General features: G+C 63.3%; 22 protein-coding genes. 11 read left to right on the top strand and 11 right to left on the bottom strand.

Annotated elements, in window-relative coordinates; all coding sequences use genetic code 11:
- Nucleotides 1-1,416: an acetyl-CoA carboxylase biotin carboxylase subunit gene (locus ABZO33_RS03195; RefSeq protein ID WP_414534816.1), complete on the bottom strand. Its 1,416-nt coding sequence runs from the start codon at nt 1,414-1,416 to the stop codon at nt 1-3.
- Nucleotides 1,417-1,605: 189 nt separating this feature from the next.
- Between ABZO33_RS03195 and ABZO33_RS03190 the strand changes: the two genes are divergently transcribed.
- Nucleotides 1,606-2,568 carry a LysR family transcriptional regulator gene (locus tag ABZO33_RS03190; protein ID WP_046857620.1) on the top strand — a complete coding sequence of 321 codons (963 nt, stop codon included), beginning with the start codon at nt 1,606-1,608 and terminating at the stop codon, nt 2,566-2,568.
- Here the strand turns inward: ABZO33_RS03190 and ABZO33_RS03185 are convergent.
- Together ABZO33_RS03185 and hexR are read right to left on the bottom strand one after the other, a co-directional pair.
- Nucleotides 2,510-2,728, bottom strand: coding sequence for a PA3496 family putative envelope integrity protein (locus ABZO33_RS03185; RefSeq protein ID WP_081941302.1), 219 nt, complete (start codon nt 2,726-2,728; stop codon nt 2,510-2,512). The genes ABZO33_RS03190 and ABZO33_RS03185 overlap by 59 nt on opposite strands.
- A 136-nt stretch (nt 2,729-2,864) precedes the next feature.
- Nucleotides 2,865-3,731 carry a transcriptional regulator HexR gene (hexR, locus tag ABZO33_RS03180; protein ID WP_023630201.1) on the bottom strand — a complete coding sequence of 289 codons (867 nt, stop codon included), beginning with the start codon at nt 3,729-3,731 and terminating at the stop codon, nt 2,865-2,867.
- Between the two features lie 103 nt (nt 3,732-3,834).
- Here hexR and zwf point away from each other — a divergent pair, with 103 nt between their 5' ends.
- Entirely contained in the window at nt 3,835-5,277 is a 1,443-nt protein-coding gene (zwf, locus tag ABZO33_RS03175) for a glucose-6-phosphate dehydrogenase (RefSeq protein WP_414534815.1), read from the top strand.
- An 82-nt stretch (nt 5,278-5,359) separates the two neighbouring features.
- Here zwf and ABZO33_RS03170 read toward each other — a convergent pair whose 3' ends face one another.
- Nucleotides 5,360-8,221 (bottom strand): EAL domain-containing protein, encoded by a 2,862-nt coding sequence (locus tag ABZO33_RS03170; RefSeq protein ID WP_414534814.1) that lies wholly within the window; start codon nt 8,219-8,221, stop codon nt 5,360-5,362.
- 253 nt (nt 8,222-8,474) lie between these two features.
- Between ABZO33_RS03170 and uvrD the strand changes: the two genes are divergently transcribed.
- The 3 genes from uvrD to ABZO33_RS03155 all read left to right on the top strand — a co-directional run bounded on the left by uvrD (nt 8,475) and on the right by ABZO33_RS03155 (nt 12,189).
- Nucleotides 8,475-10,658: a DNA helicase II gene (gene uvrD / locus ABZO33_RS03165; RefSeq protein ID WP_414534813.1), complete on the top strand. Its 2,184-nt coding sequence runs from the start codon at nt 8,475-8,477 to the stop codon at nt 10,656-10,658.
- Nucleotides 10,659-10,819: 161 nt separating this feature from the next.
- On the top strand, nt 10,820-11,668 hold the full coding sequence (locus tag ABZO33_RS03160) for a Tim44 domain-containing protein (protein WP_414534812.1): 849 nt from the start codon (nt 10,820-10,822) through the stop codon (nt 11,666-11,668).
- Nucleotides 11,669-11,781: 113 nt separating this feature from the next.
- Nucleotides 11,782-12,189: an SMI1/KNR4 family protein gene (locus ABZO33_RS03155; protein WP_414534811.1), complete on the top strand. Its 408-nt coding sequence runs from the start codon at nt 11,782-11,784 to the stop codon at nt 12,187-12,189.
- Nucleotides 12,190-12,331: 142 nt separating this feature from the next.
- Here ABZO33_RS03155 and ABZO33_RS03150 read toward each other — a convergent pair whose 3' ends face one another.
- The gene (locus tag ABZO33_RS03150; protein ID WP_414534810.1) at nt 12,332-14,092 is read right to left on the bottom strand and encodes a cation:proton antiporter; all 1,761 of its coding nucleotides are present in this window, start codon (nt 14,090-14,092) and stop codon (nt 12,332-12,334) included.
- Nucleotides 14,093-14,418: 326 nt separating this feature from the next.
- Between ABZO33_RS03150 and ABZO33_RS03145 the strand changes: the two genes are divergently transcribed.
- Nucleotides 14,419-14,904, top strand: coding sequence for an acyl-CoA thioesterase (locus ABZO33_RS03145; protein ID WP_023629682.1), 486 nt, complete (start codon nt 14,419-14,421; stop codon nt 14,902-14,904).
- Here ABZO33_RS03145 and pdxY read toward each other — a convergent pair.
- Nucleotides 14,901-15,773: a pyridoxal kinase PdxY gene (gene pdxY / locus ABZO33_RS03140; protein WP_046857627.1), complete on the bottom strand. Its 873-nt coding sequence runs from the start codon at nt 15,771-15,773 to the stop codon at nt 14,901-14,903. The two genes, ABZO33_RS03145 and pdxY, sit on opposite strands and share 4 nt — an antisense overlap.
- Before the next feature lie 120 nt (nt 15,774-15,893).
- Between pdxY and ABZO33_RS03135 the strand changes: the two genes are divergently transcribed.
- A complete protein-coding gene (locus ABZO33_RS03135; protein WP_414534809.1) occupies nt 15,894-16,286 on the top strand; it encodes a DUF3301 domain-containing protein in 393 nt (130 codons plus the stop codon).
- On the opposite strand, the gene ABZO33_RS03130 is transcribed toward ABZO33_RS03135, so the two are convergent.
- Genes ABZO33_RS03130 through zigA form a run of 3 tightly spaced genes read right to left on the bottom strand, consistent with a single transcriptional unit; the run spans nt 16,287 to nt 19,136 of the window.
- Complete coding sequence (locus ABZO33_RS03130) at nt 16,287-17,261, bottom strand: CobW family GTP-binding protein (RefSeq protein ID WP_414534808.1); 975 nt, start codon at nt 17,259-17,261, stop codon at nt 16,287-16,289.
- A gap of 52 nt (nt 17,262-17,313) precedes the next feature.
- Nucleotides 17,314-17,931 (bottom strand): DUF1826 domain-containing protein, encoded by a 618-nt coding sequence (locus ABZO33_RS03125; RefSeq protein WP_414534807.1) that lies wholly within the window; start codon nt 17,929-17,931, stop codon nt 17,314-17,316.
- Nucleotides 17,928-19,136, bottom strand: coding sequence for a zinc metallochaperone GTPase ZigA (gene zigA / locus ABZO33_RS03120; protein ID WP_414534806.1), 1,209 nt, complete (start codon nt 19,134-19,136; stop codon nt 17,928-17,930). The genes ABZO33_RS03125 and zigA overlap by 4 nt, the downstream gene beginning before the upstream one ends.
- A 109-nt stretch (nt 19,137-19,245) precedes the next feature.
- On the opposite strand from zigA, the gene ABZO33_RS03115 reads away from it, so the two are divergent.
- Entirely contained in the window at nt 19,246-19,623 is a 378-nt protein-coding gene (locus ABZO33_RS03115; protein ID WP_414534805.1) for a glutamine synthetase, read from the top strand.
- 24 nt (nt 19,624-19,647) lie between these two features.
- Nucleotides 19,648-20,529: a GTP cyclohydrolase FolE2 gene (gene folE2 / locus ABZO33_RS03110; RefSeq protein WP_414534804.1), complete on the top strand. Its 882-nt coding sequence runs from the start codon at nt 19,648-19,650 to the stop codon at nt 20,527-20,529.
- A gap of 8 nt (nt 20,530-20,537) precedes the next feature.
- On the opposite strand, the gene ABZO33_RS03105 is transcribed toward folE2, so the two are convergent.
- Nucleotides 20,538-21,065 carry a DUF3617 domain-containing protein gene (locus ABZO33_RS03105; RefSeq protein WP_414534803.1) on the bottom strand — a complete coding sequence of 176 codons (528 nt, stop codon included), beginning with the start codon at nt 21,063-21,065 and terminating at the stop codon, nt 20,538-20,540.
- 128 nt (nt 21,066-21,193) lie between these two features.
- Here ABZO33_RS03105 and cls point away from each other — a divergent pair, with 128 nt between their 5' ends.
- A complete protein-coding gene (gene cls / locus ABZO33_RS03100) occupies nt 21,194-22,633 on the top strand; it encodes a cardiolipin synthase (protein ID WP_414534802.1) in 1,440 nt (479 codons plus the stop codon).
- Between the two features lie 36 nt (nt 22,634-22,669).
- Here the strand turns inward: cls and cfaB are convergent, their stop codons facing one another.
- On the bottom strand, nt 22,670-23,854 hold the full coding sequence (gene cfaB / locus ABZO33_RS03095) for a C17 cyclopropane fatty acid synthase CfaB (protein WP_414534801.1): 1,185 nt from the start codon (nt 23,852-23,854) through the stop codon (nt 22,670-22,672).
- Nucleotides 23,855-24,069: 215 nt separating this feature from the next.
- On the opposite strand from cfaB, the gene lpdA reads away from it, so the two are divergent.
- Nucleotides 24,070-25,470: a dihydrolipoyl dehydrogenase gene (gene lpdA / locus ABZO33_RS03090; RefSeq protein WP_414534800.1), complete on the top strand. Its 1,401-nt coding sequence runs from the start codon at nt 24,070-24,072 to the stop codon at nt 25,468-25,470.
- The last annotated feature ends 19 nt before the right edge of the window (nt 25,471-25,489 follow it).

Raw genomic sequence — 25,489 nt, 5'->3', positions numbered from 1 at the left:
TCACAGGCCTGCGTGGGCGGCGATGGCGGCGGCGATGGCCAGGGCCAGCTCTTCGGGTTTGCGCTTGATCGAGTAGTTGGTCAGTTCAGGGTGGCTTTCGACGAAGCTGGTGTTGAACTGGCCGCTACGGAATTCCGGGTTGCGCAGGATTTCCTGGTAGTACGCGGCAGTGGTCTTGACCCCCTGCAGGCGCATGTCGTCCAGGGCACGCAGGCCGCGGTCCATGGCTTCTTCCCAGGTCAACGCCCAGACCACCAGTTTCAGGCACATGGAGTCGTAGAACGGCGGAATGGTGTAGCCGGTGTAGATCGCCGTGTCGGTACGCACACCTGGGCCGCCCGGGGCGTAGTAGCGGGTGATCTTGCCGAAGCTGGGCAGGAAGTTGTTCTTCGGGTCCTCGGCATTGATGCGAAACTGCAAGGCAAAGCCGCGGTGCTGGATGTCTTCCTGCTTGATCGACAGCGGCAGGCCGGAGGCGATGCGGATCTGCTCGCGGACGATGTCGATGCCGGTGATTTCCTCGGTGATGGTGTGTTCCACCTGCACCCGGGTGTTCATCTCCATGAAGTACACCTCGCCATCGGCGAGCAGGAACTCCACGGTACCGGCGTTCTCGTAGTCCACCGCCTTGGCCGCGCGCACGGCCAGGTCGCCGATGTAGGCACGCTGCTCAGGGGTCAGCTGCGGGCTCGGGGCGATCTCGATGAGTTTCTGGTTGCGGCGCTGGATCGAGCAGTCGCGCTCGAACAGGTGCACCACGTTGCCGAAGCTGTCACCGAGAATCTGCGCCTCGATGTGCTTGGGGTTGACGATGCACTTTTCCAGGAACACTTCCGCCGAGCCGAAGGCTTTGGTGGCCTCGGAAATCACCCGGGGGAAATTCTGTTCCAGTTCCTCGCGGCTGTTGCAGCGGCGGATGCCGCGCCCGCCACCACCGGAGGTGGCCTTGAGCATCACCGGGTAACCGATGCGGTCGCCTTCCTGCAAGGCTTCATGAATATCGGCGACGTTGCCTTCGGTACCGGGGGTGACCGGCACGCCGGCCGCGATCATGGTGCGGCGCGCTTCGGTCTTGTCACCCATGCGGCGAATGACATCGGCGGCCGGGCCGATGAACTTGACCCCGCGTTCAGCGCAGATCTCCGCCAGTTCGGCGTTTTCCGACAGGAAACCGTAGCCGGGATGCAAGGCATCGCAGCCGGTCTCGACAGCAAGGTTCACCAGCTTGCGCGGGTTCAGGTAGCCGGCCAGGGGCTCGGCACCGATGCTGTAGGCCTCGTCGGCGCGCTTGACGTGCAAGGCGTGGCGGTCGGCGTCGGAGTAGATCGCCACGGAGCGAATGCCCATCTCGGCGCAGGCACGCACGATCCGTACTGCAATCTCACCCCGGTTGGCGATCAGGATTTTTGTTATCACTGGAGTCTTCCCAAAGCCGTAGGAACAGACGATCCGGTTCTACCGGTCGGCGCGTGACCAGACGTCGCTGGCCAGTCGCATATTCACCCTAGCGCTGAAGGTCGATAAACAAAAATCAATATTTGTTAGAGGCAGCATAAGCAAAAGCTTATAGTTGGGTAACAAGGTTTTGCCGGGGTACCGCAAAAAATGCGCAAGTCATTGATGCGTATGACTTTACGTCAGTTGCAGATCTTCAACGAAGTGTGTGATTTGCGCTCCTACAGCCGGGCGGCCGAGGAGATGGCGCTGACGCAACCCGCCGTTAGTCTACAGATCCGCCAGCTCGAGGAGCTGGTCGGCCAGCCGCTGTTCGAGTATGTCGGCAAGAAGCTCTACCTGACCGAGGCCGCCGAAGCGCTGCAACGCGCCAGCCGGGATATCTTCGGGCGCCTGGAGAACCTCGACATGCAGCTGTCGGACATGCAGGGCTCACTGCAGGGTCAGCTGAAACTGGCGATCGAATCCAGCGCCAAGTACTTCGTGCCACACCTGTTCGCCGCCTTCAAGCAGCGCCACCCGGAGGTCAACCTCACCTTGACGGTGGTCAACCGTGCCCAGGCGATCAGGCGCCTGTCGGACAACCGCGACGATCTGGTCATCATGTCCATGGTGCCCCAGGACATGGGCCTGGAGTTCCTGCCCTTCCTGAACAACCCGATCGTCGCCGTGGCACCGCCGCAACACCCGTTGTGCAAGCCGGACAGCCTGCGCCTGCAGGATCTCGAACCGCATACCTTGCTGGTCCGTGAACAGGGTTCGGGCACCCGCAAGGCCTGCGAGGAGTTTTTCAAGGACAAGCGCGTGCATTTCACCCAGACCCTCGAGGTGGCCTCCACCGATGCCCAGCGCGAATGCGTGGTGGCCGGGCTGGGCATTGCCCTGCTGACTCGCCATGCGGTCAACATGGAACTGGCCACCGGCATGCTCAGGGAGTTGCCGGTGGAAGAACTGCCGTTGTACCGCAGCTGGTGCCTGGTGCAGTCCCGGAGCAAGCGGCAATCGCCGGTGGCCCTGGCCTTTCAAGCGTTCATCCGCAGCGAACGTGCAATGATCAGCGGGCTTGTTGAGCGTTTCTCGGGGAAGTTGCCGCCGATACCTGCCACACCGTGAGGTCCTGCAGGTCGGGGTAGTCGGCCAGTTCGCGCAGCAACTGGCGCTGGTCGCAGTAGCATTCGATCGCGCGGCGGTACTCCATGCGGCGCTGATCCTTTTCCTGCTGCTTGCGAGCCTTGGCGTTGGGTTGGTACACACCGTCGTGATCACGTGCCATTGCCTGTCTCCCAGAAAGGATGCGGGGAGTTTCAGACTGGCTTCGGTGGTTTACGGTTTGGCGGTGGATTGGTGACGAAATGATGAAATCTTCATGGGCGCGGGCCAGCCCGCCCCTAGGCAAGCACTGCCTTGACTCAGTCGTCGGTCGCCTTGATCGACTTGGGCGACAGGCGCAGGCTGCGCAAGCTGCGCTTCACGCTCTTCAGGTGGTTGACCAGGCTCGGCCCGCGGGCCATGGCCACACCCATGGCCAGCACGTCGATCACCACCAGGTGGGCGATGCGCGAGGTCAGCGGCGTGTAGATTTCGGTGTCCTCATGCACGTCGATGGCCAGGTTGACCGTCGACAGCTCGGCCAGCGGTGTCTGGCTCGGGCACAGGGTGATCAGGTTGGCACCGCTCTCGCGCACCAGGTTGGCGGTGATCAGCAGGTCCTTCGAGCGCCCCGACTGGGAAATGCACACCGCCACATCGCCCGGCTTGAGCGTGACAGCCGACATTGCCTGCATGTGCGGATCGGAATAGGCCGCCGCGCTGAGCAGCAGGCGGAAGAACTTGTGCTGCGCATCCGCCGCGACCGCGCCCGAGGCACCAAACCCGTAGAACTCCACGCGCTGGGCCTGGGCCATGGCCGTCACCGCCTGTTGCAAGGCTTGCGGATCGAGGTGTTCGCGCACTTCCATCAAGGTATGCAGGGTGGTGTCGAAGATTTTCAGGCTGTAGTCGGCGACCGAGTCGTCTTCGTGGATGGCGAACTGACCGAAGCTGGCACCGGCAGCCAGGCTTTGCGCCAGCTTGAGTTTGAGATCCTGGAAGCCCGAGCACCCGATCGCTCGGCAGAAGCGCACGATGGTCGGCTCGCTGATCCCCACGCTGTGCGCCAGGTCGGCCATCGAGCTGTGCATGACGGCAGCCGGATCGAGCAGCACATGGTCGGCCACTTTGAGTTCCGATTTGCGCAGCAGGTGCCGCGATTGGTCGATATGTTGCAACAGATTCACGGGCTGGACTCGGTTATGATCGGCGTGCCGGGATGTAGCTTTCTTGTAGTTATACTACATGCTTGCCAACCCGCCCAGCTAATCGAACGTGGAGAGTGGTGGTTTGACGATTCCTTGCGACATCCTGGTCTTCGGCGGCACGGGTGACCTGGCCCTGCACAAACTGCTCCCGGCGCTCTACCACCTGTATCGTGAAGCCCGCCTGCACCCGGCCGTGCGGATTATCGCCCTGGCCCGACGCAACCTGCCGCGCAACGACTACGTCAAGCTTGCCGAGCGCCATTGCCGGGCGCAGGTCGCCCGCCAGGACTTCGACGAAGACGTCTGGCAGCGCTTTTCGGCACGGCTCGACTACTTCCCCATGGACGCGGCGCAGAGCGCCGACTTCGGCCGCCTGGCCCGCTACCTGGGCGAGCCCGGCGGGCTGACGCGGATCTTCTACCTGGCCACCGCGCCCAAGCTGTTCGTGCCGATCGCCACTCACCTGCGCATCGCCGGCCTGGCCGACAGCGAAGCGCGCATCGTGCTGGAAAAGCCCATCGGCCACTCGCTGGAGTCGGCCACCGCGATCAACGAAGCGATCGGCGCAGTGTTCGACGAATCCCAGGTCTTTCGCATCGACCACTACCTGGGCAAGGAAACCGTGCAGAACCTCATGGCCCTGCGCTTTGCCAACGCCTTGCTCGAGCCGGTATGGCGCAACGGCCAGGTTGACCATGTGCAGATCAGCGTCTGTGAAACCCTCGGCGTGGAAAACCGTGGCGCCTACTACGACCGTGCCGGCGCCACCCGCGACATGCTGCAGAACCACCTGCTGCAACTGCTCTGCCTAGTGGCCATGGAGCCCCCCTCGCAGTTCGAGGCCGAGGCGGTACGCGACGAGAAGGTGAAGATCCTCCGCGCCCTCAAGCCCATCACCGGCCAGGACGTACAGGACAAGACCGTGCGCGGCCAGTACGGTGCCGGCAAGATCGGCGGCCAGGAAGTGCCTGCCTACTATTTCGAGAAGGACGTGGACAACGACAGCGACACCGAAACCTTCGTCGCGGTCCAGGCGCACATCGACAACTGGCGCTGGGCCGGCGTGCCCTTCTACCTGCGCACCGGCAAGCGCATGGCGCGGCGCTCGTCACAGATCGTCATCCAGTTCAAACCAGTGCCGCACGAGCTGTTCAGCGGCGGCCAGGTCAACCAGCTGCTGATCCAGCTACAACCGGACGAGCACATCAGCCTGCGCATGATGACCAAGAGCCCGGGCAAGGGCATGCGCCTGGCGCCAGTGGAGCTGGACCTCAACCTGGCCCAGGCCTTCGCCCAGACCCGTCGCTGGGACGCCTACGAGCGCCTGCTGCTGGATGTGCTGGACGGCGACTCGACGCTGTTCATGCGCCGCGACGAAGTCGAGGCCGCCTGGGCCTGGATCGACCCGATCCTGCAGGGCTGGGAAGAGCACTTCCAGGCGCCGCGCCCTTACCCCGCCGGCAGCAATGGCCCGGAACAGGCCAACAGCCTGCTGGCGCGCCAGGGCCGTGCCTGGCATGCCTAGTGTGATGTTTCACAAATAGCGACCATAACTCGCGGCGCTTTTTGCGCTCATGCGGCGTTGGTCGTATTTGCAAAAAACCACACTAGCCCAACAAGTCGGCGCTCGAACGCCCCAGCAGCGCCTTGAACGACGCGGCATCGACCGGCCGGCTGATCAGGTAGCCCTGCACCTCGTCACAGCCGTGCTCGCGCAAAAACTGCAGCTGTTCACGGGTTTCCACCCCTTCGGCCACCACCTTCAATTGCAGGCTCTGCGCCATGGCGATGATAGCCCGGGTGATGGCCGCGTCCTGCGTGCCTTCGAGCAGGCCGCGGATGAACGCCTGGTCGATCTTCACGTAGTCGACCGGGAAGCGCTTGAGGTAACTCAGTGACGAGTAGCCGGTGCCGAAATCGTCGATGGCCAGCTTAACCCCCAGCGCGTGTAGCTGCTCGAAGGTGGCGATGATGTGCTCGACACTGTCCAGCAACTGGCTTTCGGTCAGTTCCAGCTCCAGCAGGTGCGGCGCCAGGCCGGACTCCTGCAGGACCTGGCGCACCAGGCTGACCAGCTTGCCCTGGCGCAACTGGTACACCGACAGGTTGACCGAAACACGCACTTCCAGGCCCTGGCGCAACCACTCGCAGGCTTGCCAACAGGCCTGGCGCAGCACGAACTCGCCCATCGGCGCGATCAGCCCGGTTTCCTCCGCCAAGCCAATGAACTCGCTGGGTGGCACCATGCCCCATTGCGGGTGCTGCCAGCGCACCAGGGCCTCGGCCGCGTGCAGCTGACCGGTGCGCAGGCACAGCTTGGGCTGGTAGTAGACCAGCAGCTGGCCTTCGTCGATAGCCTTGCGCAACTGGTTCTCCAGCTGCAGGCGCTCCAGGGTGCTGGCACGCAGGCTCTCGGTATAGAACTGGAAACTGTCGCCGCCCAGATGCTTGGCATGCTGCTTGGCCATGTCAGCCTGGCTGACCAGGGCATTGAGGTCCAGGCTGGCGTCGGACAGCAGGCTGATGCCCACCGAAGCGCTGATCACCACCTCGTGCCCGCCCACTCGCTGGGGCACCCGCAGTTTGTCCAGCAACCGGGTGGTGACGCGCACCAGGCTGGATAAGTTGGTATAGCCGTCGAACAGCACCGCGAACTCGTCGCCGGACAGGCGCGCCACGGTGTCGGCCTCGGGCACCGCGTTGGCCAGGCGCTGGGCCATCTTTTTCAGCAACTGGTCGGCCAGCTCATGGCCCAGGCTCTCGTTGAGCAGCTTGAAGCGGTCCAGGTCAACGTGCAGCAGCGCCAGGCTGCGGCCATTCAGGCGCATGCGTTGCGCCGCCTCGTGCAGGCGCAGGCGGAACAGCGCACGGTTGGCCAGGCCGGTGAGGTCGTCGTAGTGCGCCAGATAGCGCAGGCGCTCCTCGGATTCGCGACGCGCCGACAGGTCGGTGAAGAAACCGACGATATTGACAATGCGCCCTCGCACATCGCTCACGCTGTTGAGTTGCAACCACTGGGGGTAGAGTTCGCCGCTCTTGCGCGCCTCGACCAGCTCGCCCTGCCAGCGGCCCTGTTGGTCCAGCGCCTGGTCGATGGCCTGGCTGTGGCGCCGGGCGTCACGGCTACAGGGCAGTTCCAGGGCGTTGCGGGCGATCAGTTCGGCACGGCCGTAGCCGGTGACATCGCAGAAAGCCTGGTTGACCGCCAGCAGCTGGAAGTCGGCATCGAGGATGGCGATCCCCTCGCTGGCTGCCTCGAACACCGTAGCGGCCAGCCGCTGCTGCTCCTCCTGCTCCTTCTGTGCGGTGATGTCACGGCGGGTGCCCAGCATGCGCAGGACCTTGCCCTGGGCATCGGATTCCACCGCCCGCCCACGGTCCTCGATCCAGCACCAGTGGCCCTGGGCGTGACGCACCCGATACTCGACCCGATAGTCCTCGGTGCGCCCCTTGAGGTGTTCGACCAGCGTGCGCCGCAGCAGCGGCAGGTCATCGGGGTGCAGCCGTGGCTTGAGGTCGGCGCGCACCGAACGGACCTGCTCGGCATCGAGGCCGAACAGGGCATGCAGTTGTGTGTGATGGACTTCGTCGGTCTCCAGGTTCCAGTCCCACAGCCCCAGCTCGCTGGCCTGCAGGGCCAGGGCCAGGCGCTGCTCGCTCTTGCTCAGGGCCTGGTTGGCCAGGTCCAGCTCATGGCTGCGTTCGGCCACGCGCTGTTCAAGGCCGGCATGCGCCTGGCGCAGGTCGTCCTCGGCCTGACGGCGCTGGGCGATTTCGGCGCTGAGCTTGCGATTCAGACCCTCGCTGTGGCGCTGGGCGCACTGCAGATGTTCGATCAGGGCCTGGTTCTGGAAGCGACGCAGCAAGCCACGCTCGATCAGACGATTGACCTGCCAGGCCACTACCATCAGCGCCACCAGCAGGATCAGCCCCAGCCACCCCCAGCCACGCTGGTGCCCGGCGTCATAGACGAAGAGAAACGCGATCGGCGGCAGCAGGCATGGCAGCGCGAAGCTGAGAAACGCCGGCAGGCTGACCGCGTAGGCGACACTGGCCGACAACGCCGCCGCCCCGAGCAGGCCGAATACCCAGGCCTGCTGCACGAAGTTGTCCGCCGGCGCCAGGGCGATCACCGCACTGGCCAAGGTCAGGCCGCTGAACGCCGAACCGAGCAGGAACATCCGCCGCCAGGCTGGCTTGGCCTGGCGAACCGGTGTCGCCGATTCGAAGGCCGCCACCTGGATCACCCGCAGCACCACCAGTGCCAGCAGCCACGCCATCCACACGCCAACCAGCAGGTAGCGCCCAGGGCTCCACAGCAACCAGGCGCTGAGCAGGCCGTTGAGCAACATGAACAAGGTGGGCAGCAGAGAGCCCTGGTACAGCAGGCGAGTCCGCTCGATCGACAGCTGGGTGGCGAATTGCCTGCGAACGCTCCGTGTCGTCTCCGGCGATGCTCCGATCGCCATGCAATCCTGGGTCATATGGCTGGATTCTTTTGAGTTCTTGTTATGGCTGACCACAAATGTGCAGGGAGAATACACAAGCGTCGCGTCAGACCAAACTGCTCTACGTCATGATTTGGAAAATGTCTCGTGCGTCCAGGTCTGACCGCTCAACCACGGGGCGCTGCCAGCAGCGCCGATGAACGGTAGATGGCCTATACGGTGATTTGCAGCGCGGGCGTTTGCCCCTGCCTGCGCGCGGCCATAGAATGCCCGCATGCATAATGACGACCTCTCCCTCCTGCTGAACTCCCTCAACGACGCCCAGCGCCAGGCCGTGGCGGCCTCCGTCGGACGCCAACTGGTGCTGGCCGGCGCCGGCTCGGGCAAGACCCGCGTGCTGGTGCACCGTATCGCCTGGCTGATCCAGGTCGAACAGGCCTCGCCGCACTCGATCCTGTCGGTGACCTTCACCAACAAGGCCGCGGCGGAAATGCGCCAGCGTATCGAGCAATTGCTGGGCATCAACCCGGCCGGCATGTGGGTCGGCACGTTCCACGGCCTGGCCCACCGCCTGTTGCGGGCACACTGGCAGGAGGCAGGGCTGGCGCAGAACTTCCAGATCCTCGACAGCGACGACCAGCAACGCCTGGTCAAGCGGGTGATCCGCGAAATGGGCCTGGACGAGCAGAAATGGCCGGCACGCCAGGTCCAGTGGTTCATCAACGGCCAGAAGGACGAGGGCCTGCGCCCACGGCATATCCAGGCCAGCGGCGACCTGTTCCTGGCCACCATGCGCGACATTTATGTCGCCTATGAACAGGCTTGCGACCGCGCCGGGGTCATCGACTTCTCCGAGCTGCTGCTGCGCGCCCTCGACCTGTGGCGCGACCACCCGGACCTGCTCAAGCATTACCAGCGGCGCTTCCGCCACCTGCTGGTGGACGAGTTCCAGGACACCAACGCCGTGCAGTACGCCTGGCTGCGCCTGCTCGCCTCCGGTGGCGACAGCCTGATGGCGGTGGGTGACGACGACCAGTCGATCTACGGCTGGCGCGGCGCCAAGATCGAGAACATCCACCAGTACACCGCCGACTTCCCCGACGCCGAGTTGATTCGCCTGGAGCAGAACTACCGCTCCACCGGCGGCATCCTCAAGGCCGCCAACGCGCTGATCGCCAACAACAGCGGGCGCCTGGGCAAGGAGCTGTGGACCGACATGGGCGAGGGCGAACCGCTCACGCTCTACGCCGCGTACAACGAGCACGACGAAGCGCGGTACGTGGTCGAGACCATCGAAAGTCTCATAAAGCAGGGCAACGCTCGCGACGAGATCGCCATCCTCTACCGTTCCAACGCCCAGTCGCGGGTGCTGGAAGAGGCCCTGCTGCGCGAACGCGTCCCTTACCGCATCTATGGCGGCCAGCGCTTCTTCGAACGCGCCGAGATCAAGAACGCCATGGCCTACCTGCGCCTGCTCGAAGGCCGCGGCAACGACGCGGCGCTGGAGCGGGTGATCAACGTGCCGCCACGCGGCATCGGTGAGAAGACCGTCGAGGCCATCCGCGAACACGCCCGTCACAGCCAGCTGTCGATGTGGGACGCCATGTGCCAGTTGCTGGCCGCCAAGGCCCTCAAGGGCCGCGCCGCCAGCGCGCTGGGTGCCTTCATCGAGCTGCTCGAGAACCTCGCCGCCAAGGTGCTGGACATGCCGCTGCACCTGATGACCCAGACCGTCATCGAGCAATCCGGCCTGATCATCTACCACCAGGAAGAAAAGGGCGAGAAAGGCCAGGCCCGGGTGGAAAACCTTGAGGAACTGGTCAGCGCGGCGCGCAACTTCGAGACCAGCGACGACGACGCCGACCTGTCGCCACTGTCGGCGTTCCTCGGCCATGCCTCGCTGGAGGCCGGCGACACCCAGGCCGACGAGCACGAGGACAGCATCCAGCTGATGACCCTGCACAGCGCCAAGGGCCTGGAGTTCCCGTATGTGTTCCTGGTGGGCATGGAAGAAGGCCTGTTCCCACACAAGATGAGCCTCGAAGAACCCGGCCGCCTCGAAGAAGAACGACGCCTGGCCTACGTGGGCATCACCCGGGCCATGCGCCAGCTGGTCATGACCTACGCCGAGACCCGCCGCCTGTATGGCAGCGAGACCTACAACAAGGTGTCGCGTTTCGTCCGGGAGATTCCGGCCGGGCTGGTGCAGGAAGTGCGCCTGTCTAATACCGTCAGCCGCCCGTTCGGCGGCGCGAAGACACCGGCCAGCAGCCTGTTCGCCAACGCCAGCATCCCGCAGACCGCCTTCAGCCTTGGCCAGCGGGTGCAGCATGCGGTGTTCGGCGAAGGCGTGATCCTCAACTTCGAAGGCTCCGGTGCCCAGGCGCGGGTTCAGGTGAACTTCTCCGAGGGCAGCAAATGGCTGATGCTCGGATACGCCAAGCTGGAAGCCATCTGAGCCCAATCGCGGGGCTTGCCCCGCGATGACCTTTCAGACAACGCCCGTCTGCATTCCCGACTATCAGGCAAAAGCTCGAAACATGTTGTCGCTGGCTATGTCTGCCGGTTCATGTGCACCATGACGCGCGTGCAATCCACACAAACGGGAACCCCCAACTTATGCAACGTTTTCTTAGCATCGCTCTGGCGCTCTGCGTCGGCCTGACGCTGAGCCTCGACGCCAACGCCAAGCGCTTCGGTGGCGGCAAGAGCTCGGGCTCCGCGCCTATCCACCAGACCCGCCAGGCAACCCCGACCACCCCTGCCGCCGCCCCGACCGCGCCAGGCCGCGCACCCGCTGCCGCCAGCGGCGCTTCGCGCTGGCTGGGCCCGCTGGCCGGCCTCGCCGCCGGTGGCCTGCTGGCCTCCATGTTCATGGGCGACGGCTTCGATGGCATGCAGATCCTCGATTTCCTGATCATGGGCCTGATCGCCTTCCTGGTCTTCCGCTTCATCGCCGCGCGCCGCCGCCAGCAGCAGCCGCAACACGCTGCCGCCGGCCATGCCCCGTACCAGCGCGAAGCCCAGCCGCAGGCCGCCCCGCAGTCGATCTTCGGCGGCTCCGCCGCGCCGGTTGCCGCACCTGCGATCAACGCCCCGGCCTGGTTCAACGAAGCCAGCTTCCTGGCCGCCGCCCGTTCGCACTTCCAGTCGCTGCAGCAGCACTGGGACGCCAACGAGATGGACAAGATCGCCGAGTTCGTCACCCCGCAGATGCTCGAGTTCCTCAAGCGTGAGCGCGCGGAACAAGGCGAAGGCTTCCAGTCCACCTACATCGACGACCTCGATGTGCAACTGGACGGCGTCGATGACCGCGCCGACCAGACCGACGCCACCCTTACCTTCCGTGGCGTGTCGAAGACTTCGCGCTTCGACCAGGGCGAAGCGTTCAGCGAAAGCTGGCACATGGTTCGCGCCCAGGGCGAAAACCAGCCTTGGATGCTCGCCGGTATCCGCCAAAACGGTTAACCGTCGCACGTTGCAGAAAAAACCCCGGGCCTGTCCCGGGGTTTTTGCTTTTGCCAGAGCGGCCTACTAGGGTATAACGCGCAGCGTTGTCATAAGGTCAGAGGATGTGAACCGTGGAAGAAGTGATCGAACAACTCCGTGAAGCCAACGAGCCGGTACCGGTGCCGCTGGAACTGCCGGACGAGGATCAGCTGGTCGAAATCGAGGAAGAGCTGTTCATCAACATCCCCTTCGTGTTCAAGGAATACCTGCTGACCGTCAGTGACGTGGTGTACGGCAGCCTCGAGCCGGTGACCGTCACCGACCCGCAATCCCACACCTACCTGCCGGAAGTGGCAGCCAACGCCTGGGACTCTGGCGTGCCCCGCGACCTCATCCCGATCTGCCAGGACGGTGACGATTTCTACTGCGTCGAAGAGGACGGCACCGTGGTGCTGTGGTCCGGTGAAGAGGAAATCGTCACCGAGGAAAGCTGGGAATCGGTCTGGCACTGGGCGCGGGATGTCTGGCTGGAAAGCTGAATGAGAAATACCCGCACAAAGTGATGGCTTATAGCTACCAATCACTCGTAGAATCGCCAGGCTCTCTGCGCCTGGCGACACTGCTACCGCTCCATCCCCTCGGACGACGGTGAAATCTTGCGCAGAAAGCGTTACCGCTCCCTCAGTGCGAATGATCGCGGCTGTTCTCCAGCGTCTCCAGCAACGCCACCTGCATTCGCGTATGCACACGGATCAGCCAGCGCCACAGCAGCGCCACCACCACCGCCGCCACTACCGCGATGATCAGCAGCAGTTCGCTGGTCGGCAGAATGCTCGCCGACAAGGCTGAAAGCAGCAGGAAGATCACCAGCAGTGACAGCAGCGGAATCACTTCGGCGATCACCCGTCTTACGCGCTGGGTATGCCGCCCCGCCATCTCCGGCTTGACGCCCATCTCTGCCAGCAGCATCGACAGCGCCTTGAGCTTGCGGTACGCGGCAATCAAGAACGGCAACGACAGCAGCAGTGCCGCGCCCCAGATCAGCGCCTTCTGCTGACCGGCGTCCGCTACCCACTCGCTCAGCCAGACGCCGATACGCCCGGCGAAATAGCCGCCACTGAAGAAGATCGCTATCACCAGCGCCAGGTTGACCCCGACCTGCAACAGGATGCGCCGGATCATCGCCGCCAGCATGGCGCCCTCGCCATGGGGCTGGATGCTGCGCAACCACTCGCCGTACAGCGAAAGCACCCGTGCCAGACGGCTGGGTACCACCTTGCCCAGCTTGATCGACAACGGGTCGGCAGCGCGGATCAGGTAGGGCGTGAGCAGGGTGGTGATGGCCGAGACGGCCACCGCGACCGGGTAGAGAAAGTCGCTGGTGACCTGCAGGGTCATGCCCAGTGCAGCGATGATGAAGGAGAATTCGCCGATCTGCGAAAGCCCCATCCCCACACGCAGCGAAGTGCGCCCGTCATTGCCGGCAATGAAAGCCCCCATGCCGCAGGAAAGCATCTTGCCCAGTACCACCGCCAGGGTAATGACCACGATCGGCCAGGCGTATTCGAGCAGGATCGACGGGTCGATCATCAGGCCGATGGCAACGAAGAAGATAGCGCTGAACAGATCACGCACCGGCTCGATCAGGCGCTCGATCTTCAGCAGCTCACGCGACTCGGCCATGATTGCGCCGATCAGGAAGGCACCCAGCACCATGCTGTACTCGAGCTTGACCACCAGCAGGCAGAAGCCGAAACACAGGCCCAACACGGTGATCAGCAACATTTCGTTGCTTTCGAACTTGGCCACATAGGCCAGCAGCCGCGGCACCAGCAGGATGCCGATGACCAGCGCGACGATCATGAACAGCGACAACTTGCCCACGGTCGAGAACACCTCGCCGGAGCTCACCGTGCCGCTGACGGCAATGCCCGACAGCAACGCGATGATGCCGATACCAAGGATATCCTCGACGATCAGCACGCCGAAGATCAGTTGGGCAAAGCGCTCGTTCTTCATCTTCAGGTCGTTGAGCGCCTTGACGATGATAGTGGTCGAGGATATTGCCAGGATCGCCCCGAGGAACAGCGAATCCATGGTGTTCCAGCCGAACCAGCGGCCGATCTCGAAACCGATCCAGATCATCAGGACGATTTCCAGGAAGGCGGCGATGAACGCCGTGGCACCGACCTTGAACAGCTTGCGCAGGCTGAACTCCAGGCCCAGGCAGAACATCAGGAAGATCACCCCCAGTTCGGCCAGGGTCTTGATCGTGTCTTCGTCGTGGATCAGCCCGAACGGCGGCGTGTGCGGCCCAATGATGAAGCCGGCGACGATGTAGCCCAGCACCACGGGCTGCTTGAGGCGATGAAAGAGAATGGTGACCACCCCGGCAACCAGCATGATCACCGCCAGATCCTGGATGAAGCTGATGGCATGCATGGCGTGTTACTCCTTGTTTTCGATGCTGGGGGCGAACCGCTCCTCTGCCGGGAAGACCCTGGGCGCGGAGCAGGCACATACTGTTGTGATTGACGCGAAAGCCCACATTGCATGGGCGTCGTCAGGTTAACATCGCGCCTTGCCGCAAATTGCCAATGCAATATGCAGAAACAGATCGGCAGATTCGACACCGCCGATGGCAATATTGGCGTGACGATGGAGCGTCAGCCGACGTCCCGTACCAGGATGGGAAACCTCAAAGAGGGGAAACAGAAGTGTCTGCAGATACCCGCCCCGATACCGTGCAAATTCACCGTGAGCTCTCTATGGAACCTGGAAACGCCCAGCTGACCATGACCGTCCTGATGACACCGGACATGGCCAACTTCTCTGGCAACGTACACGGCGGCACCCTGCTCAAGTACCTCGACGAAGTCGCCTATGCCTGCGCCAGCCGCTATGCCGGCACCTATGTGGTGACCCTGTCGGTGGACCAGGTGATCTTCCGCGAGCCGGTGCATGTCGGCGAACTGGTGACCTTCCTGGCCTCGGTCAACTACACCGGCAACACCTCGATGGAGGTGGGCATCAAGGTTGTCACCGAGAATATTCGCGAGCGTTCGGTACGCCACTCCAACAGCTGTTTCTTCACCATGGTGGCTGTCGATGATGACCGCCGTCCGGTGAAGGTACCGCCGCGCCAGCCACAGAGCAGCGAAGAGAAGCGCCGCTTCCTGCAGGGCCAGCAGCGCCGCCAGATCCGCCAGGAGCTGGAGCAGCGCTACCAGAACCTCAAGACTGACTCAATCTAGTAGAGCAAACGCTGGGCCTCGAAGCGCACGCGCGGGTGGGCGATACGATCCTGGGCCCGCACCAGCTGCAGTTCATAGCTGGCGCAGGCCTGGGTTTCCAGCAGCACCTCATGCACGGCGGCGGCGGTGAACTCGAAGGCTTGCAGCCAGTTGTCGCCAAGCAGCACCCGGGCGAGGAACAAGCCTGACGTCAGGTCGCCCACACCTACCGGCTGACGCGGGAACGCCAGCAACGGCCGCCGCAGGTGCCAGCTGGCTTCGCGGGTCACCAGGAGCATCTCGAAGGCATCGTCCGCCCGCTGTGGATAATTCAGGTGCTTGACCAGCACCACCTGCGGCCCGCGCTCCAGCAACCCGCGCGCCATGCCCACGCAATCCTCCAGCGACTGCGCGCGACGGCCACAGAAGCTGTCCAGCTCAAGCTGGTTGGGGCACAGGATATCGGCCTTGGCCACGGCCTGCTCAAGCAGGAACTCACTGACCTCGGCCGGCACGATGCAACCTTTCTCGGCATGGCCCATGACCGGGTCGCACAGGTACAAAGCCCTGGGATTGACCGCCTTGATCCGCTCGACGCCAGCCAGGATCGCCCGCCCCTGCTCGGCACTGCCCAGGTAACCCGACAGCACCGCATCGCAGTGGCCCAGTTCGCCGATATTGGAAATGCCTTCCACCAACGCGGGAATTTGCGCTGGCGCAAGCACTTCCCCCGCCCACTGGCCATACTGAGTGTGGTTGGAGAACTGCACCGTGTTGAGCGGCCAGACGTTGACCCCGACCCGCTGCATGGGAAACACCGCGGCGCTGTTGCCGGCGTGTCCAAAGACCACGTGGGACTGAATGGCGAGCAGGTGCGGTGTACGTTTCATGCAGGGCGCTTCCGAAACTGTGTGAAGAAATGTGCGGCCCGCAGTATGAACCCGATTGCCATCTGTACGACAGGCCAGAGACGCAGTTAAGCTGGATCGACCTGTCTGGAGCTTACGCAAATGCTGACCCTGGAAAACCTTTTCGTCCTGATGCTGGTGGCGACCGCAGGCGCCTGGCTGTGGCACAACCACGGGCTGCGCGAGAAGGCCCTGGTGCGGGTCAAGCAGCATTGCGCCAAGCTCGACCTGGAACTGCTCGACGACGCCGTGGCACTCAAGCGCATCGCCTTCGTGCGCGACGCCAATGGCAGAAAACGCCTGGCGCGCATCTACAACTTCGAGTTCACCGTCACCGGTGAACAACGCCACCCCGGCACCGTCACCCAGTTCGGTGCCCACACCATGCAGATCGAACTTGCGCCCTACCCGTTCGAGATCAATACCCCACCGCGCACCGACAACGTCATCGAAATGCAGCAGTGGCGCCAGGAGCATAACCGCTGGCGCAATTGATCACCCCGCCAGGCAACAGTTGCCGATGGCAGCCTGGAGTATCTGCAAAGGTTGTGGCTGATCGAAGATCAGCTCGATGCGCGAGTCCCTGCGCCATTCGCTGGGGCGCCACTCCAGCGCCCCACGTTCCAGGCCATTGAACGACTGCCACCCCGCCGCGCTGTGGATAACCCCCTTCGCCCGGCGCCACGGCCATTGCTCGAGAACGCCACGCAACGCCATGTCATCGAAGACCTGGACCGGATGCCAGCGCCAGCCTACGCTCCAGCCCTCCTCCGCCGACCGGGACTGACAGATCGGTTGCCGGGGATCCACCCACAGGGTGGGCCGTGGGACAGGGCCGTTATCCACAGGCAGACTGGAAAAGTCGAGTGAACCCGCTGGCACCGCGGGCAATACAGGCAACTCGGCGAGCGCCAACGCGCCATGATCCGTCCACAACGCCGGGACTTCAGGCAAGGATGCAGTTATCAACACGCGGGCGGCAGCCTCCACGGCACTCGCCTTGTTGAACAGCAGCAACCCCGCCTTCGCCAATGCCATACCCTGTGCCTCGGGCATGTCAGCGCCTCGGGAAAGGGCGGCGGCATCCAGCACCATCAGCAGTGGTTGCACCGACAGTACACCGGTCCAAGGCGCTCGCCCCAGTTGCTCCAGCAATTCGAGTGGGTGACCGAGGCCGGACGGTTCGATGAACAGGCGATCCGGACGCGTCTTGCGCAGCAGGCGGCCGAGCCCCACCTGGAACGGGGCGCCATTGACGCAGCACAGGCAACCTCCCGCCACCTCTGCGATGGCGATGCCCGCCTCGTCACGGCTGAGCAAGGCGGCATCCAGGCCGATCTGGCCGAACTCGTTGACCAGCACGGCCCAACGCTCAGCAGCCGGTCGTTGCTCCAGCAAGTGACGGATCAGGCTGGTCTTGCCGGCGCCTAGCGGGCCGGCGATCACATGGGTGGGGATGTTCTGCAACATGGCTCGGTATCGCAAGGGCTTGATGGCAGTCTATACCGGGGAGTCCGGCAATTCATGCCAACCAGTCCAGGCTCAACAGCAAGCGGCGTTCCCCGGCGGGTGTCTGCGGAGACCGGTGGACCAAGCCCGCGCCCTCGTTGCCCAGCCACTTCTCGCCCTTGAGCAGGGCTACCTCTCCCGCCACCAATCGCCGGACGTTATCCACAGGTGGCGGCGCCAGCTGCAACCGGGTACGGTCGATGGCACCCTCTGGCAGCCATTCGCTACCTGCGCCAGCGTAGGTACTGAGCAGGCGCAATGGCACGTGGTCCACATGCATGCGCGGGCACATTGCCCCCTCAAGCACCCGCAGCCGCACCCCCAGGCGCCGAGCGCCCAGCAGGCAGGTATAGGCCGCCACCAGCCAGGCCACATCGGCGACGAAACCATCGTAGCCATGCAGATCGGCGGTTTCTCTGAGCAGCCCGGGCAACGCTGGCGGCTGGCGTTCATCCACCTCGATCACCCGCTCATCGGCCAATGGCTGGCCCAGGCTCAGCACCAGGTTGGCGAAGTCCTCGACCTGGGCCGGCAGGCGGCGCTGCCAGACCGCGAGGTTGACGCCATCCTGGAGAATCTCCGTCATCACCTGGGGTGACTCACCGAAGACCTGGCGGATATCCACGATCATGCTGCAGCGTCCTCATGCCACGGACCAAACGGGTCGGGCAGGCGCAGCCAGCCCATCGGCCCCAGCTCCATTTCCTCGTCATCAAGCAGGCAGGCTTCCAGCTCTGTGGATAACCGAGCAAAGTCGATGTTCTGCCCGATGAACACCAGCTCCTGCCGGCAGTCGCCCGCTTCCGCGGACCACTGCTTGAGGATCGCCGCAGTGTTCTCTTCGTCCTGCGGCCATTGCTCGCGCGGCACGAAACGCCACCAGCGCCCTGCCAGGCCATGGCGCATCATGCCGCCGGCCTGCGACCAGCTACCGGCCTCCTGGAACTTGCTGGCCAGCCAGAAGAACCCTTTGGAGCGCAGCAGGCGGCCGTTGCTCCAGGGCTTGTGGATAAAGTCGAAGAAACGCTGCGGGTGGAAAGGCCGGCGCGCCTGCCAGGTGGTCGCGGCGATGCCGTACTCCTCGGTTTCCGGCACATGTTCGCCACGCAGTTCCTGCAGCCAGCCCGGCGCCTGCGCGGCCTGGTCGAAATCGAACAGGCCGGTGTCGAGGATGCGCGCCAACGGTACCTGGCCCATCACCATCGGCACGATCTGCGCCCGTGCATTGAGGCTGCGCAGGATGGCGGTCAGTTCTTCGCGCTCATGCTGGCTGATCAGGTCGATCTTGCTCAGCAGCAACACGTCGGCGAATTCGACCTGCTCGATCAGCAAGTCACTGATCGAACGTTCGTCACCTTCGCCCAAGGTCTCGCCCCGGCTGGCCAGGCTTTCGGCTGCCTGATAATCGCGCAGGAAGTTCAGCCCATCGACAACGGTGACCATGGTGTCGAGGCGCGCCATGTCGGAGAGACTGCGGCCCTGCTCATCGCGAAAGGTGAACGTCTCGGCGACCGGCAGCGGTTCGGAAATACCCGTGGACTCGATCAGCAGGTAATCGAAGCGACCCTCGCCCGCCAACCGGGCCACCTCCTCGAGCAGGTCTTCACGCAGAGTGCAGCAGATGCAGCCGTTGCTCATCTCAACCAGCTTTTCCTCAGCGCGGTTGAGGCTGACATTGCGTTGCACCTCACTGGCATCGATGTTGATTTCACTCATGTCGTTGACGATAACGGCCACGCGCAAGTTGTCGCGGTTGCGCAAGACATGGTTGAGCAACGTGCTCTTGCCGGCACCCAGGAAGCCGGACAGCACGGTGACAGGAAGACGGTTGGACATGACGAACCTCATCGGGCAGGCGCATTCGAAACGATGCATTGCATAATGTTATATTATAACAATACAATTTCGCCAAGCCGTATCGCCGAACGGTTGTCTGGAGAGCGTCATGAAACTACCTGGCGTCATCGCCCTGCTGCTGCTCGTCCATTCAGAGCAGCTCTTAGCCATGCCCACTACCGACCTTGCACGGTGCACCCGCAGCGCAACCCTGTTGGCCTGCCAGGACAGCAAGGGCAACTACTACAGCGTGCGAACCGAGGGCAGCACCTTTTATTTGCGCGGGTATGAAGTTGCGAGCAAGCGGCTGTGGGCACAAACCAACAGCCGCCACGGCGCATTGACGTTTTTCACCGGCCTGGCCAGCGACGGCGAGGCTTGGGTGGGCTACAGCCGGCGTATTGGATGGACCTCGCTGAATCGTGTTTCCAGCTCCAGCGGCCAACGCTTCAACCTGCATTGCAGCCTCATCGGCGGTTGCCAGTGACTTTAACCGTTCAGGATCCCTTCCATGACCAGCCTATCCCTTCCCGATGTCGCCGCCCAAAGCCACCAACAGGCACTGCCGCTGGACTGGGTGGGCATGAGTGGTATCGCCGTCGCGCTGCAACTCGACGGGCGCACCGTCACCGCTTTCGCCGATGCCGGCGTGAGCCTCGACGAAGCTGCCTCACGCGGCATCCACATGTCTCGGCTGTACCTGGCATTGGAGGCGCTGGAGCAACAACCCCTGTCACCTCCGCTACTACGCCAGATACTGCGGGCGTTTCTGCTTAGCCACACCGGCCTGTCCAACAACGCTTATCTACGGCTGACCTTTGATCATCTGCTCAAGCGGTCGGCACTGATCAGCCCGTTGGCAGGCTGGAAACGCTACCCGGTGACCGTGGATGCCAAGCTGGAATATGAAATGTTCCACGTGGAACTATCAATAAATGTTCCCTACTCGTCGACGTGCCCATGCTCGGCAGCACTTGCAAGGCAGCTGATCCAGGAGCAGTTCGACAGGGACTTCGCCCACCGGCCATTGGATCGGCGCGATATTCGCCAATGGCTGGGCAGCAGCGACGGGATCGTTGCGACGCCCCATAGCCAACGGAGCATGGCCAAGCTACAAGTACGCCTTGCAGGGGAAGCGCTGAACCTCACAGGGCTGATCGACGCAGCGGAAACTGCGCTGGGCACAGCAGTGCAGACCGCCGTGAAGCGCGCCGACGAGCAGGCATTTGCCCTGGCCAATGGTCAGAACCTGATGTTCTGCGAAGATGCTGCCCGGCGCCTGCACCTGGCATTGGCGCAGATAGAGGAGGTCGCGGGGTTCAGCGTGCGCGTGGAACATGCAGAGAGCCTGCATGCCCACGACGCGGTCGCGGTTACTCAACATCGGTGGTGAGCGCTACTTCAACTGCGTGGCTTTACTGTTCCACAGTCGTTGCCCAGCCAGACCGCCCGGGTGTCCATGCTGCCCTGTTGCTGAACGCCGGACGCATTGAACGTGCCGTTGACCTTGGTCAGGAACTCACGGTCGCTAAGGAAGGTGGCCTGGCCGTTACCCTGGGCCTTCGGGCAGCTGAACTGGAACTTCCAGACATTGCCATTGCGCTCGGTGATCTTCTGCGTGCACCCCGATTGCGGGTCCTGCAGGGGGATGTCATTGGTCTTGACCTGCTCGGCGGTCAGGCACGAGCGCACACCCTTGCCGCCCACGGTGATGCCCTGCTTGGCCAGGGCACCTTCCATCATCGCCCGTTGTTCAGGCGGCAGGTTCTTCAACTGGCCGAGCATGAATTCCATGTCTGGCAACGGCTTGCCATCGACCTGCATATTGCTGGTGGTCAGCTCCCACAAGCCGGGTTGCAACATCTGCGCGTGGACCAGCGGGCTGCCCAACCCCAGTGCCAGGGCGAGCAATGGCAGACGAATCTTCATGGATGAAAGCTCCTCGAAATACCGGCTCCGGCCGGACTGAGCCTTTAGACGTCGAATTCGCCTGCGGGTTGCAGTGGCCCCCTCGAACGTGGTCTGTTAGCAGCAGTACTCTCGCAAGCAGGATGCGTATGGATTACCACAGCCCCTACTTTTTCGGTTACGTGCTCGGTCTGATTCACCTGCTCGGCCTGGCCGCCGCGCTGCATGCGGTGTTCACCGTGCGCACCGCCCAAGGCGCAATCGCCTGGGCCATGTCGCTGCTGTTCATCCCCTACCTCACCCTCATCCCCTACCTGGTATTTGGCGCCCGCTCCTTCTATGCGTACATCCAGGCGCGGCGCCAGGCCAACCAGGAAATGCATGTGGCCATGGCCAACCTGAACTGGCGCCCCTGGGTGGAGGAAGCGCTGACCGCCCGCGAGTCAGACAGCTATGCCGCCCTGCGCGCCATGCCCAGGCTCGGGCGCATGCCATGCCTGGCCAACAACGAAGTGAAACTGCTGATCGATGGCGCTGCCACATTCGAGGCGATCTTCTCGGCCATCCACATGGCGCGGGACACCGTGCTGGTACAGTTCTTCATCATCCACGACGACGCCCTGGGCAAAGAGCTGCAGCAGCTATTGCTGCGCAAGGCCGCCGAAGGTGTCCGGGTTTTCGTGCTCTACGACCGCGTCGGCAGCCACGCGCTGCCGGCCAGTTACAGCCAGGTACTGCGTGACGGCGGCGTGCAGATCGAAGCGTTCGCCACACGCCGTGGCTGGTTCAACCGTTTCCAGGTCAACTTTCGCAATCATCGCAAGATCGTGGTGGTCGATGGCTTGCAGGGTTTTCTCGGTGGGCACAACGTGGGCGACGAATACCTCGGGGCACACCCCAAGCTCTCGCCCTGGCGCGACACCCACGTGCAGATCAGTGGCCCGGTGCTGGCCTGCCTGCAGGAGTCCTTCGCCGAGGACTGGTACTGGGCCACGCGCCAGCTACCGCCGCTGATCCTGCCTGATGCCTACCCCGAGGATGGCGTGCTGTGCCAGGCACTGGCCAGCGGTCCGGCCGATCCCCAGGAAACCTGCGCACTGTTCTTCCTCGAGGCGATTCACTCGGCGAGCAGCCGGGTATGGATCACCAGCCCCTACTTCATTCCCGACGAAGCCATCTTCGCCGCCCTGCGCCTGGCGGTACTGAGGGGCGTCGACGTGCGCATCCTGATTCCCTCGCGCCCCGACCACCGCATCGTCTACGCCGCCTCCAGCCTGTTCGCCTTCGAAGCGGTGCGCGCCGGGGTGCGCATGTTCCGCTATCAACCAGGGTTCCTGCATCAGAAAGTCGTGCTGGTGGACGACGAGGTCAGCGCAGTCGGTAGCGCCAACCTCGACAATCGTTCGTTCCGGCTGAATTTCGAGATCACCTTGCTCACGGTGGATCGAGCCTTTGCCGATCAGGTCGAGCTCATGCTGGTGAATGATTTCGAGCAGGCCAGGGAGATCACCGCTGAAGACAGCCGTGACACCCATCGTCTGCAGCAGTTGGGGATGCGCATCGCACGCTTGATTTCACCAATCCTGTAACGCGTAGCGGCGTGCACGAGCACGCCGCTGTACAGGTCAGCGATACAGGTCCTCACGGGTCCATGGCAGGTCGTGGTGACCGTCGGCGTAAGGCTTCACTGCGAGAATCTGATGGAGGTTGATCCAGCCTTTGGTGAAGGCATAGGCACAACCGGCCAGGTACAGGCGCCAGATACGCAAGGTCTTTTCCGGCACCAGCGCGGCGGCGCGATGCAGCTGGTTCTCGAGGTTCTCGCTCCAGTGATTGAGGGTCTTGGCGTAGTGCAGGCGCAGGCTCTCGATGTCGACCACCTCCAGGCCCGCTTCGCAAATCCGTGCAGTGATCATCGAGATATGCGGCAGCTCGCCATGGGGGAACACATAACGGTCGATGAAGTCGCCCGCGCCGCGGCCGACGGGGCGGCCATCGACATGCTTGGCGGTGATGCCATGGTTCATCACCAGGCCACCTTCGCGCACGGCACCGAACAGCCGTTGGCAGTACAGCTCGAGGTTGGCGTGGCCAACATGCTCGAACATGCCTACGCTGACCACCTTGTCGAAGCGGCCATCCTGGGGCAGGTCGCGGTAGTCGAGAATCTGCAGGTTGACCTTGTCACCCAGCCCTTCGTCCTTGACCCGCTGACGACCAAGCTTGAGCTGCTCTTTGCTCAAGGTGATGCCGAATACCTTGGCGCCGTACTCGCGAGCGGCGAAGCGCGCCAGCCCGCCCCAGCCACAACCGACATCCAGCAGGTAATCGCCGGCTTGCAGGCGCAGCTTGCGGCACAGGTGGTCGAACTTGTCCTGCTGAGCCTGGGCCAGTGTGTTGTCCGGCTCCTTGAAATAGGCACAGGAATAGACCATGTCCGGATCGAGCCAGAGTTGGTAGAACTCGTTGGACAGGTCGTAGTGATAGGAAATGGCTTCGGCATCGGTGGTCTTGTCATGGGCAGTGCGTGCCGGCAAAGCCTCATCTTCATCCTGCAGCAAGGCATCGCTGAGTTCGTCGCAAACCCGGATGACTTCGCCGATATCGCCTTCCAGCTCCAGCTTGCCCTCGACGAAGGCTGATCCCAACTCGTTGAGGTTGGGATGGGTGAGCTGGGTAATGAGCTGGGGTTCCTTGACCACAATGGTGACTTGCGGGCTCGGCCCCAGATCGAACTGGTTGCCGTCCCACAGCTTGACGCGCAAAGGTAAGTGCAAGCTCTGCAACGCAGGTGGAAGTTGCGCAAGCATTCATGACCCTCCCTTTCGTTGATACGGGACGCCACGCCTTAATGTCTCGGACGTCACCGCATCAGGGTAGTTCATTCGTACGAAGTTTCCGGTAATCACGACCATAGTCTAGAACTATCTGGCGCGGCCTATTCAGCAGATTGTATACAATCTTGCTCGCTCAGATTAACCTTGTGCCCTCTTCGCTTCCTCACACTCTCGGAGTAACGAAACCCATGAAATCCTATGACGTGGTGATCATCGGCGGCGGCCCCGGCGGCTATAACGCAGCGATCCGCGCGGGCCAGCTGGGCCTGAGCGTGGCCTGTGTCGAGGGTCGCCCGACCTTGGGCGGCACCTGCCTGAACGTCGGCTGCATGCCTTCCAAGGCATTGCTGCACGCTTCCGAGTTGTATGAGGCAGCCAGTGGCGATGAGTTCGCCCACCTGGGGATCGAGGTCAAGCCGATCCTCAATCTGGGCCAGATGATGAAGCAGAAAGATGAAAGCGTGACGGGCCTGACCAAGGGCATCGAATACCTGTTCCGCAAGAACAAGGTCGACTGGGTCAAGGGCTGGGGCCGCCTGGACGGGGTTGGCAAGGTGATCGTCAAGGCCGAGGACGGCAGCGAAACCACCCTGCAGGCCAAGGACATCGTCATCGCCACCGGCTCGGAGCCCACGCCGCTGCCTGGCGTGACCATCGACAACCAGCGCATCATCGACTCCACCGGTGCCCTGTCGCTGCCCCAGGTGCCCAAGCACCTGATCGTCATCGGCGCCGGAGTGATCGGCCTGGAACTGGGTTCGGTATGGCGTCGCCTGGGTGCCGAAGTGACGGTGATCGAATACCTGGACCGTATCTGCCCTGGCACCGACGAAGAAACCGCCAAGACCCTGCAGAAAGCCCTGGCCAAGCAAGGCATGACCTTCAAGCTGGGCAGCAAGGTGACCCAGGCCACGGCCGCGGCCGACGGCGTCACGCTGACCCTGGAACCCGCAGCCGGTGGTACCGCCGAAACCCTGCAGGCCGACTACGTGCTGGTAGCCATCGGCCGCCGCCCCTATACCCAGGGCCTGAACCTGGAAAGCGCCGGGCTGCAAACCGACAAGCGCGGCATGCTCGCCAACGACCATCACCGCAGCGCGGTGCCAGGCATCTGGGTGATTGGCGACGTCACCTCCGGCCCGATGCTGGCGCACAAGGCCGAGGACGAAGCGGTGTCGTGCATCGAGCGCATCGCCGGCAAGGCCCATGAGGTCAACTACAACCTCATCCCGGGCGTCATCTATACCCGCCCGGAACTGGCCAGCGTCGGCAAGACCGAAGAGCAGCTCAAGGCCGAAGGACGTGCCTACAAGGTCGGCAAGTTCCCCTTCACCGCCAACAGCCGCGCCAAGATCAACCATGAGACCGAGGGCTTCGCCAAAGTCATCGCCGATGCCGAGACCGATGAGGTGCTGGGCGTGCACCTGGTCGGCCCAAGCGTGAGCGAGATGATCGGCGAGTTCTGCGTGGCGATGGAGTTCTCGGCCTCGGCCGAGGACATTGCCCTTACCTGCCACCCGCACCCGACCCGCTCCGAGGCCCTGCGCCAGGCGGCGATGAATGTGGAAGGGATGGCGATGCAGATCTGACGCCTAGGGGGCCGCTAAG

Origin of the sequence: Pseudomonas sp. CAM1A (assembly GCF_047501685.1) — a bacterium.
Taxonomy (GTDB): domain Bacteria; phylum Pseudomonadota; class Gammaproteobacteria; order Pseudomonadales; family Pseudomonadaceae; genus Aquipseudomonas.
This window is presented reverse-complemented; position numbering and strand designations above follow the sequence as displayed.

What these genes read in the sequence shown, in the direction of transcription:
- ABZO33_RS03190 (WP_046857620.1), top strand. Translation starts at nt 1,606, where the DNA reads ATGCGCAAGTCATTGATGCGTATGACTTTACGTCAGTTGCAGATCTTC.
- ABZO33_RS03185 (WP_081941302.1), bottom strand. Translation starts at nt 2,728, where the DNA reads ATGGCACGTGATCACGACGGTGTGTACCAACCCAACGCCAAGGCTCGC.
- ABZO33_RS03170 (WP_414534814.1), bottom strand. Translation starts at nt 8,221, where the DNA reads ATGGCGATCGGAGCATCGCCGGAGACGACACGGAGCGTTCGCAGGCAA.
- uvrD (WP_414534813.1), top strand. Translation starts at nt 8,475, where the DNA reads ATGCATAATGACGACCTCTCCCTCCTGCTGAACTCCCTCAACGACGCC.
- ABZO33_RS03160 (WP_414534812.1), top strand. Translation starts at nt 10,820, where the DNA reads ATGCAACGTTTTCTTAGCATCGCTCTGGCGCTCTGCGTCGGCCTGACG.
- ABZO33_RS03150 (WP_414534810.1), bottom strand. Translation starts at nt 14,092, where the DNA reads ATGCATGCCATCAGCTTCATCCAGGATCTGGCGGTGATCATGCTGGTT.
- ABZO33_RS03145 (WP_023629682.1), top strand. Translation starts at nt 14,419, where the DNA reads ATGGAACCTGGAAACGCCCAGCTGACCATGACCGTCCTGATGACACCG.
- pdxY (WP_046857627.1), bottom strand. Translation starts at nt 15,773, where the DNA reads ATGAAACGTACACCGCACCTGCTCGCCATTCAGTCCCACGTGGTCTTT.
- ABZO33_RS03135 (WP_414534809.1), top strand. Translation starts at nt 15,894, where the DNA reads ATGCTGACCCTGGAAAACCTTTTCGTCCTGATGCTGGTGGCGACCGCA.
- ABZO33_RS03130 (WP_414534808.1), bottom strand. Translation starts at nt 17,261, where the DNA reads ATGTTGCAGAACATCCCCACCCATGTGATCGCCGGCCCGCTAGGCGCC.
- ABZO33_RS03125 (WP_414534807.1), bottom strand. Translation starts at nt 17,931, where the DNA reads ATGATCGTGGATATCCGCCAGGTCTTCGGTGAGTCACCCCAGGTGATG.
- zigA (WP_414534806.1), bottom strand. Translation starts at nt 19,136, where the DNA reads ATGTCCAACCGTCTTCCTGTCACCGTGCTGTCCGGCTTCCTGGGTGCC.
- ABZO33_RS03115 (WP_414534805.1), top strand. Translation starts at nt 19,246, where the DNA reads ATGAAACTACCTGGCGTCATCGCCCTGCTGCTGCTCGTCCATTCAGAG.
- folE2 (WP_414534804.1), top strand. Translation starts at nt 19,648, where the DNA reads ATGACCAGCCTATCCCTTCCCGATGTCGCCGCCCAAAGCCACCAACAG.
- ABZO33_RS03105 (WP_414534803.1), bottom strand. Translation starts at nt 21,065, where the DNA reads ATGAAGATTCGTCTGCCATTGCTCGCCCTGGCACTGGGGTTGGGCAGC.
- cls (WP_414534802.1), top strand. Translation starts at nt 21,194, where the DNA reads ATGGATTACCACAGCCCCTACTTTTTCGGTTACGTGCTCGGTCTGATT.
- cfaB (WP_414534801.1), bottom strand. Translation starts at nt 23,854, where the DNA reads ATGCTTGCGCAACTTCCACCTGCGTTGCAGAGCTTGCACTTACCTTTG.
- lpdA (WP_414534800.1), top strand. Translation starts at nt 24,070, where the DNA reads ATGAAATCCTATGACGTGGTGATCATCGGCGGCGGCCCCGGCGGCTAT.